This is a genomic window from Rhizobium sp. SYY.PMSO (assembly GCF_046840415.1).
Classification (GTDB): Bacteria; Pseudomonadota; Alphaproteobacteria; order Rhizobiales; family Rhizobiaceae; genus Rhizobium.
In genome coordinates this window covers 276,632-291,353 of the sequence record NZ_CP177349.1, presented here as the reverse complement: position 1 = coordinate 291,353, position 14,722 = coordinate 276,632, and the positions used below count along the sequence as shown (strand labels likewise).

13 protein-coding genes and 1 tRNA gene are annotated in these 14,722 nt (G+C 62.1%); 4 read left to right on the top strand and 10 right to left on the bottom strand.

Annotation, left to right across the window (positions count from 1 at the left end):
• Nucleotides 1-253: 253 nt before the first annotated feature.
• The 3 genes from rirA to ACJJVH_RS01380 form a co-directional block, all read right to left on the bottom strand.
• Nucleotides 254-742, bottom strand: a complete 489-nt coding sequence (gene rirA, locus ACJJVH_RS01390) for an iron-responsive transcriptional regulator RirA (protein ID WP_112802686.1) — start codon at nt 740-742, stop codon at nt 254-256.
• 148 nt (nt 743-890) lie between these two features.
• Entirely contained in the window at nt 891-1,238 is a 348-nt protein-coding gene (locus ACJJVH_RS01385) for a VOC family protein (protein ID WP_112802945.1), read from the bottom strand.
• Nucleotides 1,239-1,380: 142 nt separating this feature from the next.
• Entirely contained in the window at nt 1,381-2,877 is a 1,497-nt protein-coding gene (locus ACJJVH_RS01380) for a CoA-acylating methylmalonate-semialdehyde dehydrogenase (RefSeq protein ID WP_112802688.1), read from the bottom strand.
• A gap of 111 nt (nt 2,878-2,988) precedes the next feature.
• Between ACJJVH_RS01380 and ACJJVH_RS01375 the strand changes: the two genes are divergently transcribed.
• Nucleotides 2,989-3,870, top strand: coding sequence for a LysR family transcriptional regulator (locus ACJJVH_RS01375; RefSeq protein ID WP_112802690.1), 882 nt, complete (start codon nt 2,989-2,991; stop codon nt 3,868-3,870).
• Between the two features lie 14 nt (nt 3,871-3,884).
• Here ACJJVH_RS01375 and ACJJVH_RS01370 read toward each other — a convergent pair whose 3' ends face one another.
• On the bottom strand, nt 3,885-4,196 hold the full coding sequence (locus ACJJVH_RS01370) for a hypothetical protein (RefSeq protein WP_412065211.1): 312 nt from the start codon (nt 4,194-4,196) through the stop codon (nt 3,885-3,887).
• A gap of 186 nt (nt 4,197-4,382) precedes the next feature.
• Between ACJJVH_RS01370 and ACJJVH_RS01365 the strand changes: the two genes are divergently transcribed.
• On the top strand, nt 4,383-4,529 hold the full coding sequence (locus ACJJVH_RS01365) for a hypothetical protein (RefSeq protein WP_412064584.1): 147 nt from the start codon (nt 4,383-4,385) through the stop codon (nt 4,527-4,529).
• Nucleotides 4,530-4,580: 51 nt separating this feature from the next.
• On the opposite strand, the gene ACJJVH_RS01360 is transcribed toward ACJJVH_RS01365, so the two are convergent.
• Nucleotides 4,581-4,657 (bottom strand) — tRNA-His (locus tag ACJJVH_RS01360).
• Between the two features lie 213 nt (nt 4,658-4,870).
• A complete protein-coding gene (locus tag ACJJVH_RS01355; RefSeq protein ID WP_112802694.1) occupies nt 4,871-5,317 on the bottom strand; it encodes a phasin in 447 nt (148 codons plus the stop codon).
• Between the two features lie 222 nt (nt 5,318-5,539).
• On the opposite strand from ACJJVH_RS01355, the gene ACJJVH_RS01350 reads away from it, so the two are divergent.
• Nucleotides 5,540-9,226: an ATP-binding protein gene (locus ACJJVH_RS01350; RefSeq protein ID WP_412064583.1), complete on the top strand. Its 3,687-nt coding sequence runs from the start codon at nt 5,540-5,542 to the stop codon at nt 9,224-9,226.
• An 18-nt stretch (nt 9,227-9,244) separates the two neighbouring features.
• Here ACJJVH_RS01350 and ACJJVH_RS01345 read toward each other — a convergent pair whose 3' ends face one another.
• From ACJJVH_RS01345 to ACJJVH_RS01335, 3 genes are all read right to left on the bottom strand, one after another.
• A complete protein-coding gene (locus tag ACJJVH_RS01345) occupies nt 9,245-9,643 on the bottom strand; it encodes a GFA family protein (protein ID WP_412064582.1) in 399 nt (132 codons plus the stop codon).
• Between the two features lie 24 nt (nt 9,644-9,667).
• Entirely contained in the window at nt 9,668-10,369 is a 702-nt protein-coding gene (locus tag ACJJVH_RS01340) for a Type 1 glutamine amidotransferase-like domain-containing protein (protein ID WP_412064581.1), read from the bottom strand.
• Between the two features lie 138 nt (nt 10,370-10,507).
• The gene (locus ACJJVH_RS01335) at nt 10,508-11,398 is read right to left on the bottom strand and encodes a LysR family transcriptional regulator (RefSeq protein ID WP_113371687.1); all 891 of its coding nucleotides are present in this window, start codon (nt 11,396-11,398) and stop codon (nt 10,508-10,510) included.
• 203 nt (nt 11,399-11,601) lie between these two features.
• Here ACJJVH_RS01335 and ACJJVH_RS01330 point away from each other — a divergent pair, with 203 nt between their 5' ends.
• Nucleotides 11,602-12,498, top strand: coding sequence for a DMT family transporter (locus tag ACJJVH_RS01330; RefSeq protein WP_113371615.1), 897 nt, complete (start codon nt 11,602-11,604; stop codon nt 12,496-12,498).
• A 170-nt stretch (nt 12,499-12,668) separates the two neighbouring features.
• Here the strand turns inward: ACJJVH_RS01330 and ACJJVH_RS01325 are convergent, their stop codons facing one another.
• Entirely contained in the window at nt 12,669-14,588 is a 1,920-nt protein-coding gene (locus ACJJVH_RS01325; RefSeq protein WP_112802949.1) for a DEAD/DEAH box helicase, read from the bottom strand.
• Nucleotides 14,589-14,722: the final 134 nt, after the last annotated feature.

Here is a 14,722-nt window from a genome sequence, read left to right as displayed (position 1 = left end):
GTTTGAAAGCAACAAGCGCCGCCTAAATTTTTTCCAATTTATGGAGTTTGGAAATTTTCAGGCGAAAATACCTTTGAATTAGTAATATTCTGGCAAAATTTTGCGTCCTTTTAGCGGATTCGGAACGAATTAGCGTTTTCTTCTTACAATTCGTCAGCTACCGATTGCTCGCATAGGCGGCAATACAAACGAAAATCCGCAGCTGCCGGAGGCAACTGCGGACCAGGAACGGATCCGAATTCGGAACGGGCGGTCAGGCGGCCGGCGCCACGATCGGCGGCTTCTTGGCAATCGCCTTGTGGTCCTGATCGGTCAGGCCAAGCAGGAAGTTGATCTGCGGCCGCGCCTTGACGAGATCGTCGATGGAATACTCGGTGAGGACATCGAAGAAGGCATTCAGCGCCTTGCGCAGCGCCGAATTGAGGCCGCAACTATCGACCAGCGGGCATTCCACGACGCCTTCCTCGAAGCATTCCGCCATGGCGAAACTGTCCTCGGTGACACGGACGACATCGAACAGGCTGATATCGGTCGCGGGCTTTGCCAGCCGCACGCCACCATTGCGGCCGCGCACCGTCTCGACGAGACCCGCCTTGGTCAAGGGCTGCAGGATCTTGAAAAGGAACAGCTCGGACACGCTGTACGCCTTCGCAATCTCGGGAATCCTGCTCAAATGGCCATCGTTGGCGGCGCAATACATCAACATGCGCACCGCGTAATTGGTCTGTTTCGTCAAACGCATGCCGATCTCCTGGAATCAAGGCTGCTTGGGGCCGGACACGTATATAGTGGCTTTCTCAGTTTTGAACAATTCCAAAATATGAAATTCATATTCACGTTATTCTGAGCGTGCCGGCCGCCCGGCGCACCTCGACCCCGGATCGCGCCATCTATGACGAGGAAACCCAGACGGCCATTTCGCAGCCGCCCGGCTCACGGAAATGAAAACGACGCCCGCCGGGAAAATCAAAAGCGGGGCGCGTGATGGTGCCGCCGGCGAATTCGACCGCGCGCTGGGCGGCTTCCAGATCTGTCGTGCGTACCACGGGCAGCGGCGCTCCGGTCGCTTCCGCCGCATCGCCCTGGATGCCGGCATCGATGCCGGCCGCCTCGATGGCATGGTAGGTGGGACCGTAGCTGACGAAGCTCCAGTCGAAGGCTTCCTGGAAGAAGCGGCGGGTCTTCAGGCCGTCTTTCGACGGAAATTCGAGATAATCGATCTGATAGGTCACGGACATCGGCGCGGCCCTCCCGTTGTTCCTGTTTTGTTCTAGACGAAAACGACGGCTTAGGCAAGATGACTCGGTCGAAAACAAACGCAACAAAAAACCGCCGCCCGAAAATGCCGGACGGCGGTCGTTATCATTGCGGCAGTAAAGCTTACTTCATCGTCGGCATGACGAACTCGGCACCATCCTTGATGCCGGACGGCCAGCGGGCGGTGATCGTCTTGGTGCGCGTCCAGAACTTGATGGAGTCCGTGCCGTGCTGGTTGAGATCGCCGAAGCTGGAAGCCTTCCAGCCGCCGAAGGAGTGGTAGGCGAGCGGAACCGGGATCGGAACGTTGACGCCGATCATGCCGATATTGATGCGCGAGGCGAAATCGCGGGCCGCATCGCCGTCACGGGTATAGATGGCGACGCCGTTGCCATATTCGTGCTTCATCGGCAGGTCGAGCGCTTCCTCGTAATTCTTGGCGCGGACGACCGAGAGAACCGGCCCGAAGATCTCGGTCTTGTAGATGTCCATCTCCGGCTTGACGTGGTCGAACAGCGTGCCGCCGACGAAATAGCCGTCCTCGTAGCCCTGCAGCTTGAAACCGCGGCCATCGACGACCAGCTTGGCGCCTTCCTCGACGCCACGGTCGATCAGGCCGTTGACGCGGTTGTAGGCATCCTTGGTGACGAGCGGGCCGAGATCGGCCTTGTCGTCGGTGTAGGGACCGATGCGCAGGGATTCGATCTTCGGCACCAGTTTCTCGACGAGGCGGTTGGCCGTTTCCTCGCCGACCGGCACCGCGACGGATACCGCCATGCAGCGTTCGCCGGCAGAGCCGTAGCCGGCGCCCATCAGCGCGTTGACGGCCTGGTCCAGGTCGGCGTCGGGCATGATGATCATGTGATTCTTGGCGCCGCCGAAGCACTGGGCGCGCTTGCCGTTCATGGCAGCAGTGCCATAGACGTACCGGGCGATCGGCGTGGAGCCGACAAAGGAAACGGCTGCGATATCCGGATCGGTGAGGATGGCGTCGACCGCAGCCTTGTCACCGTTGACGACATTGAGGATGCCTGCCGGCAGGCCGGCTTCGATCATCAGCTCGGCAAGGCGGATCGGCAAGGACGGATCGCGCTCGGACGGCTTCAGGATGAAGGCGTTGCCGCAGGCGATCGCCGGGGCGAACATCCACATCGGGATCATGGCCGGGAAATTGAACGGCGTGATGCCGGCGCCGACGCCGACCGGCTGGCGGATGGAGTACATGTCGATCGCCGGGCCGGCGCCTTCCGTAAACTCACCCTTCTGAAGATGCGGAATGCCGCAGACGAATTCGCAGACTTCGAGACCGCGGATGATATCGCCCTTGGAGTCCTCGACCGTCTTGCCGTGTTCCTTGGAGAGCATGGTGGCAAGCTCATCCATATGCTTGTTCAGAAGCTCGACGAACTTGAAGAAGACGCGCGCGCGGCGCTGCGGGTTGGTGGCAGCCCATTTCGGCTGTGCGGCCTTGGCGTTTTCGACGGCTGCCCGGATTTCCTCGACGCTGGCGAGCGCGACGGTCGCCTGCACTTCGCCGGTTGCCGGATTATAGACGTTGCTGGTGCGTCCGCTCTTGCCGGCGACGGGCTTGCCGCCGATGAAATGACCGATCTCACGCATGGATGTGCCTCCTCGTTTTCTGAATGAGGACAGGATGGCACTTCAATTTGCACAAATCAATGAGCTGATATAAGCAACCGTTGTGCAAAAATTAAAGCTCTGGATGTGCAAATGGATTGGGATGACGTTCGCATGTTTCTCGCCGTGGCGCGCACGGGACAGATCCTGGCGGCCTCCAAGCGGCTCGGCGTCAACCACGCCACCCTTTCCCGGCGCGTGACGACGCTGGAGGAGCGGCTGAAGACGCGGCTGCTGGTGCGGCGCACCAGCGGCTGCGATCTGACGGCGGAAGGCGAAATCTTCCTGCACGCCGCAGAGCGCATGGAAACGGAGATGCTGCGCGCGCAGGCAAGTGTGGGCCATCTCGACAGCGCCATCACGGGCACGGTGCGGATCGGCGCGCCCGATGGTTTCGGAGTGTCCTTTCTCGCACCGCGGCTCGGCCGGCTGATCGCGCGCTATCCGGAGCTGCGCATCCAGCTCGTGCCCGTTCCCCGCTCCTTCTCGCTGTCGCAGCGCGAAGCGGATATCGCCATCACGCTGGAACGCCCCGAGCAAGGGCGGCTGATCTCCTCGAAACTGACGGATTACACGCTCGGGCTCTATGCGTCGAAAGCCTATCTGGAGCAGGCCGGCTTGCCCGACAGCATCGAGGCGCTGAAGCTGCATCCGCGCGTCGGCTATGTCGAAGACCTGATCTTTACCGCCTCGCTGAATTTTTCCGGCGAGATCATGCGCAGCTGGGACGCCTCGTTCGAGATTTCCACCGCCATCGGCCAGACCGAAGCGGTGCGCTCCGGCGCCGGCATCGGCATCCTGCACGACTATATCGCCCGGCAGTTTCCAGAACTGACCCGTATCCTGCCCGATGTCTCCATCAAGCGCGCCTACTGGACGACCTATCATGAAAGCGCCCGCGACCTGGTGCGCGTGCGCACCGTCGCGGATTTCCTGCAGGAGCTCGTCAGCGAAGAGCGGCGGATGTTCTTATGACGTCATGCTGCCGCTCACGGCACCAAAGTGCTCCACCATGACGGAGGATGCGGCAGCATCGCAGCTGGAGCGGCTTCGCATTTCATGGAATCGCCGAATCGCTCCATCTCTTTGTTCGTCCGCGCATCCGGACGGAAGGCCGCTGCGCGCTTTTCCTGGAACTGCTTTACGGCATGCTTGGGCGGCTCCTCGTTTTCGTCCGGGTTGGGAACGGGAACCTCGTCCGGCAACCTGTCGGGCTCCGGCTCTTCGATCGGCGGCTTCGGCGTCCAGCCGGGGTCCGGCATCGGAGGCGAGTCAGGGATCGGCTCGTTCGGTACAGACATGGTCCCGCTCCTTTCGTCTCGTTGCTCACACGAACACAACGGGCGGGAACAGGCACGGTTCCAGAAGAAGCTCAATATGCGGGGAAAAGAGTTGGTATCCGGAGTTTTGAAGCCGCACACATCTCGCCGCTGGACAAAGGGCGGACGAAGCCTAGTATCTCACTGAAAGGTCAGGGAGTCAGGACGATGAACGACAAGAAGCAGCCGAAACCGAGCGAAAAAGAACGCAAGGAACAGGACGATTATCTCGAGGAAGCGCTGGAAGAGACTTTCCCCGCAAGCGACCCGATCTCGCCCGGCCATGTATCGAAGAAGCCGGAAGACAAGAAATAATTTCCACGGCCAATGGCCTCGGGCATGCTCAGCGAATGGATCGGGAAAGAATGGTACGGTTGGGGGGTCTCGAACCTCCGACCTCAGGTGCCACAAACCTGCGCTCTAACCAACTGAGCTACAACCGCACTTGCTCGCGTCGCCGCGAACGGGGGTGACATACGAGGACTTTGAAATTATTTCAAGTCCTATCTCCCCGCAATATAAAAAAGCTTTCAAGATATCCAAGCCAAGATGCGCACCGGCATCCGATATCTGCATCGGCGACATGAAAAATCCCGCCCCAAGGCCTCAGCCTTGGGAACGGGACGTTCGCGCCTTGGCAGGCGTATGGGAATTGATCAGGCCTTGAAGGAGGCCATTGCCTTTTCGGCGGCGTCCTTGGCCGGCTTTGCCAGCTTTTCGGCAACCTTCTTGGTGGTTTCCTGAATGGACTTGGCCTGCTCGACGGTAACTTCCGCCTGCTTGCGGATGAAAGCGGTCTGAAGTTCGAAGAGTTCGGCAACGGACTTGACGCGAAGCAGGGCTTCCATGTGCGCCAGCGAGCTTTCGGCATTGGTGCGCAGAACGTCGATGGCCTTGAGGCCGATTTCGACGGAACCAGCCTGTGCGTTCTGCACGGTTGCTTCAACCGTCTTGCCGGCTTCCTCGGTTGCCGTCTTCAGCTTCGCGAAGGCTTCCTTGGACTGCGTTGCGCCCTTTTCCGCGAAGTCGCGGAACGATTCGGAGAACTTGGACGGGTCGAATGCAGCCGTTGAAAAAACGTCGTCTTTCTTTACAGTAGCCATGATTACACTCCTTTGGGGGGCCTCCCGGAGGCACCAGTCGTTAAAGTTTGTGCAGCTTATATAGTACAGGATTTTGTGCAGTGCAACATATTTTTGCATCGCACAACGCGTTAACCTTTTCGGCCGAAAAATGGGCCGTTCGCTGGACCGGGAAGCGGGGCGCCGATATTAATAAACTGTTAAAGCAGGAGAGGCGGTTACGCCCGCAAAACAGGTTGGAATATGCCCGCAATTCAATATCCGTTCATTGACATTGCCGTGCATCCGCGCGTCCGGGAGCGTTTCGCGCGTGGCGAAGCCATGGTCATGTTCTCGACCGGCATGGATCGCGTGCTCTGGGCCAACGGCGCCGGAGCCAACCTTTTCGGCTATGGCGCCATCTATGATTTCGTCGAGCAGGGACCGAAGCCCGGCGACGTCTCGTTCCGCCAGATCGAAGCGACGGCGCGCGGCCTCGGCGCGGTCGGCGACCAGCGCACCTTCCTCATCCGCATGGCCTCGGGTTTCCAGCGGGCAGTCGTCAACGCGGCTGTCGAGCTCATCCGCATCCAGGCCGGTGAAGAGGCGATGCTGTTTTCCTCCCCGGTCTCTTCGAAGCCTCTCGCATCGGCCGACTGCGCCAGGCGCATGATCGACGGCTTCGACGATCCCGATACCCATATGGCCGTCATCGGCCGCGATGGCGAAATCGTCACCGCTTCAGCACGCTTCGGCTCGCTTGGCATAACGCCGCAAACGGCGCGCATGCTGACGACGATGGCCGGCGCGCAGCCGGACCGGCTGATCAAGCGGCCGATCCCGACCGGCCGCGGCTATCTGCCTGCCGCGATCGGCAAGCTCTCCGAAATTCCCGCCCTGCATTTGCTGTTCGTCGTGGAAACGATGCTGGGCCATCTCGACCCTATGGAAAGCCTGGTCGAGGTGGAACGCTCCACGGCGGATGTCGAACCGCAGGCGGAAGAAGCCCGCGCGGAGCTGGAAGCGGCGACGGCGGACGAGACGCCGCAAGCTGCCCCGGCAACGCCTTTCGGCGATGTCATCGACGCGGTGGCCGGCATCGAGGAACTGGATGAGACGCCGGAATATCGAGCGGACGACCGCCACGGCGCGGCACCGGCCGACGAAAACGCAAGCGAAACCGGGACGGACGCGACGGCGGATATACATGCGGCATCCGACAGCGCGCCCGAGACCGCTGCCGAAACACCGGCTCAGACCAACGACCGGCAGCCGGCAACCGTTCCGGATGGCGAAGGCAACAGTGCCGTAGAAACCGCGCCGGAACCAGGGACGCCTCCGCCGGAAGCTCAAGCCGAAACCGACGGCACCGCGGAGGAAGGCTTCAGCTTCAAGCGCAACGGGCGCGCCACCCGGTTCGTCTGGAAGATCGACGCCGCAGGCCAATTCAGCGAGGTCTCCCGCGAATTCGCCGATGCGGTCGGCCCGCACGCCGCGCGGATTGCAGGCACTGCTTTCGCCGATGTCGCCCGCCGTTTCAATCTCGATCCGGACGGCAAGATCGCGGAGCTTTTGGCACGACGCGACACATGGTCCGGCCGGACGATCTACTGGCCGGTCGAAGGCACGAGCCTGAAGGTGCCGGTCGATCTTGCCGCCTTGCCGACCTATACGCGCAGCCGCGAATTCGACGGCTTCCGGGGCTTCGGCGTCGTCCGTCTCGCGGATGCGATCGAAGATCCGGCGAAACGCGGCATGGCCCTCGAAAGCGGGGAAGCCGATGAGGCAGCCCCAATAGCCGAAGCCGTTACCGAGCCGGACGCCGCCCCGGCCGAATTACCGGCTCGGGAACCCGAAGATACTTCTGCTGTCGCGGAGGCGGCAGAAGAGACCGAAAGCCCGACGCAGGACGCGCCGGAGGATGCTTCCGCCTCGCATTACGAGCCGCCTGCCCTGCGGATTTCCGAGGCGCACAACCGCCGTGAATCGGACAAGGTCGTTCGGCTGCACGAGCGCCGGACATTCACTCAAGCCGGAGTTCAGGCCGGCCTTTCGCTCAGCGAGCAGGCTGCCTTCCGCGAGATCGCCCGGCAGCTCGAGCCCTTTGGCAAACGCGCCGAACCGCCTGCCGAGCAGCCTCGCGACGCCCGGCATGAAGACGACGGCGAGACCGCCCCGCAACCGAATGCGGCCGACGAGATCCTGTCAGACGCGACCGAAACGGCCGATGACATCAGCCGAGACGATGACCATCGGGCGGAAGCTCCCCATGCGGAAGAGGCCGCATCCTCACCGGTGGTCAAGCTGGTCGAGACCACGGATGACGATAGTCCGGCAACGGGCGACGCCCATGCGGAAAGCTCCTCCTCTTCCGCCGAGCCGGAAGAGGATTTCGATCCGCTGGATGTCCTCAGCAACGCCATTCCGCCGCGCGTAAAAATGCGCACGGGCTTGTCGCCGGATATTGTCGACCAGCTGCCGCTTGCCGTTCTCGTCCATGCCGGCGATCGCCTCATTCACGGCAATCCGGAATTCCTGCGGCTGACCGGCTACGACAATCTCGAAGACCTCGAGCAGGTCGGCGGGCTCGATGCGCTGCTGCAGCGAAACGACCTGGAGAGCAAGACCGAACGGCCCGGCACGATGATGGTGGTGCGCGCCGACGACGTGCTGGTGCCGGTGACGGCCCGGCTGCAATCGATCCGCTGGGAAGACGGCACCGCCTTGATGCTGGCGCTGATGCCGGTGGAAAGAACCGAGCCGCCCGCACCGCCGCCGCAGCCTGTTCCCGAGGAAGCCCGTCCGGAACGCATCCTCGAAAAGGTCGCGAAGCTGCAGGTCGAAATCGAGGAATTGCGCTCGACGCTGGAGACGGCGACGGACGGCGTGATCATCATCGGCCAGGAGGGCGAGATCCGGTCGATGAACCGCTCGGCAAGCGCCCTCTTCAACTATGACGATCAGGAAACGCGCGGCAAACCTTTCGTCATGCTGTTCGCGCATGAGAGCCAGAAGGCGGTGCTCGACTATCTCGGCGGTCTTTCCGGCCACGGCGTTGCCAGCGTGCTCAACGACGGGCGCGAAGTGATCGGCCGCGAGGCGTCCGGCGGCTTCGTGCCGCTGTTCATGACCATGGGCCGGCTCAACTCCTCGAACGGCTATTGCGCGGTCATCCGCGACATCACGCAATGGAAGCGCACCGAGGAAGAGCTGCGCAACGCCAAGCGCGCCGCCGAAACCGCCAATGCCCACAAGACGGATTTCCTCGCGCGCGTCAGCCATGAAATCCGCACGCCGCTCAACGCCATCATCGGCTTTTCCGACATGATGTCCGGCGAGCGCTTCGGGCCGATCGGCCATTCGCGCTACATCGAATATGCGACCGATATCGGCCGCTCCGGCCGGCATGTGCTCGACATCGTCAACGACCTGCTCGACATCTCCAAGATCGAAGCCGGCGAGATGGACCTGGATTTCGCCTCGGTCGGCCTGAACGAGGCGATCACCGAAGCGGTGTCGCTGGTACAGCCGCAGGCCAACAGCCAGCGCGTCATTATCCGCACGGCGCTGTCGCAAGCGGTCCCGAATGTCGTGGCCGACCTGCGCTCGATCAAGCAGATCGCGCTCAACATCCTTTCCAACGCGATCCGCTTCACGCCATCGGGCGGCCAGATCGTCGTGTCGACCTCCTATGAGGGCAATGGCAGCGTCGTGATGCGCATCAGGGATACGGGTGTCGGCATGACCCGTTCGGAGCTGGAGCAGGCCATGAAGCCCTTCCGGCAGGTTTCCACCAATTCCCGCAAGCGCGGCGACGGCACCGGCCTCGGCCTGCCGTTGACCAAGGCCATGGTCGACGCCAACAGGGCGACATTCTCCATCAACTCCTCCCCCAACGAGGGAACGCTGGTGGAAATCACCTTCCCGTCGCCGAGGGTATTGGCGAACTGAGAAATCGCCAGTTCGCCATCAGAACCAGAGATCGCGCACGCATTTGCCCTGGGACGGCAGGTCTTCGTAGCTATCAAGGCCATCGAAGTGATCGATCGGCAGGTCGGCAACGAGGTCCGGCGGTGCCAGCCGCATGTTCACGGCCATGCGCCGGCGGCCATCCTTCTGGAGTCTCAGGCCGCGCCAGCTCAAGACGCAGGCACAGGATGGACAGAACAATATTTCGAGGGACGGCTGTTTCCCGGCGCGACTATAGGAGGCCGTCGGACCGGAAACGGAGATCCGCTCTCCTTCATAATCATAGGCCCACAGCGTACCATAGCGCCGGCAAAGCGTGCAGTTGCAGGCCGTAATCGAGCCGGGATCGCCTTCGAGGATCCAACTTGCCTTGCCACAGTGGCATGAGCCGATCAGCATGGTCTCACCTTTGCCTGAGGCGCTCTAGGATTCGTGCGAGAGAACCAATCCGTCGAGCCTGATATCATTGGGCTGCCTGACGTCGCCATCTGCGATCCAGACAGGTTCCCCGATACTATTCGCCCGCCCGTTCGAAACGACAATGCCATCGCCATCATTGCAGGCAAGAATTGGCCGTTTCGTGAATTTGCTATAGTGGACCAACTCCTTGAGATAAGCCGCTTTTTCGTCCAGGTGCGGGAAGAATTCGAACGGCACGAGATCGAGCGCGGCTTCCTTCATTCGTGTTTCCGGAATCTCGTCCGTAAACAGGGCGTCGGTAGCGATCGTCGGCGTCATGAGAATGGCGCCGGCACTGGTGCCGATCAGGACACCGCCACCGACCGCCCATTCTCTGAGAAGCGGCAGCATTCCGCTTCGCCTGAGCCGTTGCAGATAGTCAGCGGTATGGCCACCCGTCAGATGAATGGCATCACAGGCAAAAAGCGCGTCTCTCTCCTCGCTGCCATGCGGCTCTTCCGGATCATAGAACAGCGACATTTCCAAGCCATAGGTTCGGTAGTATTGCTTGCGATCATCGAAGAAGCGATGATCCGGCTCCGGGCCGGATGGGATATAAGCAATCCGCGTTCCCAAGCCGAGCGCTGCCATCATCGCCAGAAGCCCGAGGTCGATCGCCCTGTTTTCGGGAACTATCTGGTCGCTGTAAAGGGCGAGGTTGACCATGCTCGGCTCCGGCAGAATTCACGGTAACGGCATCGGAAGTGTGCGATGAAACGGGAGTGGTTGCAATTGCCGCAACGTCCGGTTCCGCGAGATTTCAGCGTGCAGCGATGGTTCCGATCCAGTGGAGCATCCGCCGGCTCAGCTTGCGAGCGCCAGCCCTCCATACCGGCTGATTTCGCTTTCGATCTCGGCGACGAGCGTATCGAGAGCGGGATTTCTCACCTTGCGTCCACGGCGCACCACATAGGCCAGGGCAGGCGGCACCGGCAGGCCATGGGCGACGATTTCCATATCCTGCTGCAGATGACGGCCGTTCAGAAGCGCCACGCCCAGACCCGAGGTCACGGCCGCAATAATTCCGGCAGCGCTCGGACACTCGAAGACGGTTTCAAGGACAACGCCGCCGTCCTGCCCGATATCGAGCGCCCATCGGCGATAAAAACACTCATCGTCGAAGGATAGAAAAGGAACCGGGCCGTCCGGCGGCAAGGCCAGCTCCGGGTGCTTGACCCAATGGAGTTCCTCACGAAAGAGAACGACATCGGTCGGGCGGACCTCATGGGCGAAGACCTGCACGATGGCGGCATCGAGCTCTCCCCGCTCCAGCATTCCCCTCAGGATGAGGCTCATGCGGACCTTGGTGCGCACAGAGACATTCGGATGCAGGCGGCGGAAACGCCCCAGTATGCGGGCAAGATCGGTGCAGGTCGTATCCTCGGTGAGGCCGAGGGCGACGCGGCCGGCAAGCGACGTCTTCGACAGGCTCAACAGCGCCTCGTCATGCAAGCCGAGGATACGGCCGGCATACTCAAGCAGATCCTCGCCCGCCGCGGTGAACATCGAGGCTCCCGGTTTGCGGCTCAACAGATCGCAGGCGAGGCTCGTCTCGAGCCGCTTGATCTTGTGGCTGACGGCGGATTGCGACAGGCCCAAAGCCTCGGCGGCGCGGGTGATGCCGCCGTGATGGCGGATCGCCCATAGCGCGCGCAGAGCGTCGATTTCCAAACGTCGGCTGGTCAATTCGGTCATGGCAAACTCGGCTTGGATGATACAGCTGCCGAAAGAATGCATGTTTCAACGGCATCTGGCAAACAAACATGAGCCCGAAGGCTGATATGTCATGCCGTGATCGATATTTGTCATGTGCCATCGAGCCGGCGCTCGCCTATGCCTGAGCCGCGAAGGACATTCGATCGATACATCCCAACCGAGAACCGGATGACAGACCCGCAATGACAGACCAGTGTCTATCCCGGCCCGCACCAAACGAACGCCGCTTCCTTTGGCCCCTGATGGCGGCGCTCCTGATCTTCGGCTGGAGTTCGGGCTTCATCGGCATCCGCTATGCAAGCCAGGAGGCCAGCGTCATGCTGGTGCTGTTCTGGCGGACGCTCCTGTCGGGCTTGATTCTGCTGCCATTTGCCTTGGCGTTCGGACCACGGCTGCGGATGCGCGCTATTGCCGAACAGATGCTGTTCGGCGTGATGTCGGTCTTCCTCTATCTCGGCGGCTTTGCCCTGGCGATCGAGCAGCGGGTGCCGACGGGCTTGGTGGCGCTGATCTCCGACCTGTTGCCGCTCGCCATCGCAGCCCTCTCCCAACCGGTGCTGGGGGAGCGGTTGAGCGGACGTCAATGGCTGGGAACCGCAATCGCGGTCGCTGGCGTGCTGATCGTCTCGCTGGACAGCCTCAGCTTTGGCGCGGCTCCCATCTGGGCCTATGGATTGACGGTGGGCTCGATGCTCGTCTTTGCGTTTGCATCGGTCCTGCACAAGCGGCGGCGAACCCGGCACATGCCCGTTCACCAAAGCCTTTGCATCCACACCCTGACCGCTTCGGTGCTGTTCGGCGCGTGCGCGATGATGCAGGGAGACCTTGCCCCGCCGCTCACCCGCGGTTTCGCGATCGGCATGGTATGGCTGGTACTGATCGCGACTTTTGCCGCCTATTCGATCTATTACACCAGCCTGCGCCTCTTTCCGGTGGCGCAGGTCAGCGCGGCGATCTATCTCAGCCCGCCCGTGACGATGCTTTGGGCCTGGGCGCTGTTTTCCGAACCGCTGACCACGGCGATGTTCGTGGGGCTTGGGGTGACGCTCGTGGGTGTCTGGCTGACTTCGCGAAACTGAGGCGGCGCGCTGCGGGCGGTCAACGGCGTCAGTCTTTGGCGCCGCCTTTCGTCAACAGATCGACAAGTTGCTCATCGCCGGCTTGCCGGGCGATGGCGACTGATCGTCATCGCATCGTCGATAATGGTCAGAAACCGTCCGAGCATTATCGGGTGAATAACGCGTTCGAGCTATTCGTCCCGTACCTTCGCAGCCTTGCGAGCGGCCCTTGAATTCGGCTTGCCGCCCTTCGGGGCGCCGCCGTCATTCTTGGCGAAGCCCGGCTTACCGGTCTTTTTCGCCCAGGGCTTCTTGTCAGGGCGTTCGGAAACGCCGCCCTCGCCCGCCGCCCGTTCCGGCTTGCGATCGGACTTCCATTTCGGCTTGGGGCCGTCGTTCGAACGCGGCCCCTTGTCGGCAAAAGGCTTCTTCTTTGCGAAGCCGCCTTCCCGCCTGGCCTGGAAATCCGGCATGCCGGCGAGCTGCTTGACGCGGATGCCGCGCTCGAGCGTCTTGTCCGGACCGATGGCCGAGAGGAATCGCTCGGCACCATCGGGCGCGAGCTCGACGAAGGTTTCCTCGGGCTGCATCTTGATGGCGCCGATGTCGCGCTTGGTGAGGTTGCCGTTGCGGCAGAGCATGGGGATCAGCCAGCGCGGCTCGGCATTCTGCTTGCGCCCGACGGACAAGGATACCCAGACTCCGTCGGTAAAGTCGTTGCGTCCCGCAGATGAGCCCTCATCGCGAGGCGTGACCGGAAAATCGTCGCGGCGAGGCTTTCTGCGCTCGCCTTCGGCCGGCACGTCCTGCAATTCCTCCGGCGCGGAATGGCCGGCACGGTATTGCCGCAGGAAGGCGGCGGCGACCTGTTCGGCACCATGACGCTCCAGCAATTGCCGGACGATCGACTGTTCGTCCTCGGCGAGCGGTCCGGCAAAGACCGGATCGGCGAGAAGACGTTCGTCGTCGCGCTGGCTCACCTCGTCGGCAGACGGTGGCTTTGCCCAGGTAGCGCGGATGCGGGCGGCTTCCAGCAGGCGTTCCGTGCGGCGGCGGGCGCTGAGCGGCACGATCATGGCGCTGACGCCCTTGTTGCCGGCGCGCCCCGTGCGGCCGCTGCGATGCAGCAGCGTTTCCGGATTGGTCGGCAAATCGGCGTGAACGACCAGTTCGAGGCCCGGCAGGTCGATGCCGCGAGCGGCGACGTCGGTTGCGATGCAGACGCGGGCGCGTCCGTCGCGCATGGCCTGCAAAGCGTGCGTACGCTCGTTCTGGCTAAGCTCGCCCGAGAGAGCGACGACCGAAAAGCCGCGATTGTTGAACCGCGCCGTCAGATGATTGACGGCAGCACGCGTCGAGCAGAAGACGATGGCATTGCGCGCTTCATAGTAGCGCAGCACGTTGATGATGGCGTTTTCCTTGTCGCTCGGCACGACCGTCAGCGCGCGATACTCGATATCGACATGCTGCTTGGCTTCCGAGGCGGTAGCGATGCGAACGGCATCGCGCTGGTAATTTTCGGCAAGCTTGGCGATCGAACGCGGCACGGTCGCGGAAAACATCAGCGTACGGCGTTCGGACGGCGCGGTTTCCAGAATGAATTCCAGATCCTCGCGGAAACCGAGATCGAGCATCTCGTCGGCCTCGTCGAGTACGACGGCATGCAGCCTCGAAATATCGAGCGAGTTGCGGCGGATATGATCGCACAGGCGGCCGGGCGTGCCCACGACGATATGGGCGCCGCGCTCCAGCGTGCGCCGCTCGGTGCGCATGTCCATGCCGCCGACGCAGGAGGCGATGGTGGCGCCCGTCAGGGCATAGAGCCACTCCAGCTCGCGCTGGACCTGCAGCGCCAGTTCCCGGGTCGGCGCGATCGCCAGCGCCAGCGGCGCTCCGGCCGGGCCGAAGCGTTCGGCGCCGTCAAGCAGGCCCGGCGCCAGCGCGAGACCGAAGGCGACCGTCTTGCCCGAACCGGTCTGGGCGGAGACGAGGGCATCCTTGCCGGCAAGGCCGGGGTCGAGCATGGCTTTCTGCACCGGCGTCAGCGTCTCGTAACCGCGCTTCGCCAAAGCCTGGGCAATCGCCGGAACGATGCCTTCGAATTCAGTCATCATCTGTCTTTCGGAATTCTTCGCGCACCAATCGGCGGCGATCATCGTGGTTCGCACGTCGCGAACCTCTTCTTCAGGCGTGCACATACTTGTTTGGCAAGCCGATGTACAGAGCAGAGGCGTATTCGCGCGAG

What these genes read in the sequence shown, in the direction of transcription:
- rirA (WP_112802686.1), bottom strand. Translation starts at nt 742, where the DNA reads ATGCGTTTGACGAAACAGACCAATTACGCGGTGCGCATGTTGATGTAT.
- ACJJVH_RS01385 (WP_112802945.1), bottom strand. Translation starts at nt 1,238, where the DNA reads ATGTCCGTGACCTATCAGATCGATTATCTCGAATTTCCGTCGAAAGAC.
- ACJJVH_RS01380 (WP_112802688.1), bottom strand. Translation starts at nt 2,877, where the DNA reads ATGCGTGAGATCGGTCATTTCATCGGCGGCAAGCCCGTCGCCGGCAAG.
- ACJJVH_RS01375 (WP_112802690.1), top strand. Translation starts at nt 2,989, where the DNA reads ATGGATTGGGATGACGTTCGCATGTTTCTCGCCGTGGCGCGCACGGGA.
- ACJJVH_RS01370 (WP_412065211.1), bottom strand. Translation starts at nt 4,196, where the DNA reads ATGTCTGTACCGAACGAGCCGATCCCTGACTCGCCTCCGATGCCGGAC.
- ACJJVH_RS01365 (WP_412064584.1), top strand. Translation starts at nt 4,383, where the DNA reads ATGAACGACAAGAAGCAGCCGAAACCGAGCGAAAAAGAACGCAAGGAA.
- ACJJVH_RS01355 (WP_112802694.1), bottom strand. Translation starts at nt 5,317, where the DNA reads ATGGCTACTGTAAAGAAAGACGACGTTTTTTCAACGGCTGCATTCGAC.
- ACJJVH_RS01350 (WP_412064583.1), top strand. Translation starts at nt 5,540, where the DNA reads ATGCCCGCAATTCAATATCCGTTCATTGACATTGCCGTGCATCCGCGC.
- ACJJVH_RS01345 (WP_412064582.1), bottom strand. Translation starts at nt 9,643, where the DNA reads ATGCTGATCGGCTCATGCCACTGTGGCAAGGCAAGTTGGATCCTCGAA.
- ACJJVH_RS01340 (WP_412064581.1), bottom strand. Translation starts at nt 10,369, where the DNA reads ATGGTCAACCTCGCCCTTTACAGCGACCAGATAGTTCCCGAAAACAGG.
- ACJJVH_RS01335 (WP_113371687.1), bottom strand. Translation starts at nt 11,398, where the DNA reads ATGACCGAATTGACCAGCCGACGTTTGGAAATCGACGCTCTGCGCGCG.
- ACJJVH_RS01330 (WP_113371615.1), top strand. Translation starts at nt 11,602, where the DNA reads ATGACAGACCAGTGTCTATCCCGGCCCGCACCAAACGAACGCCGCTTC.
- ACJJVH_RS01325 (WP_112802949.1), bottom strand. Translation starts at nt 14,588, where the DNA reads ATGACTGAATTCGAAGGCATCGTTCCGGCGATTGCCCAGGCTTTGGCG.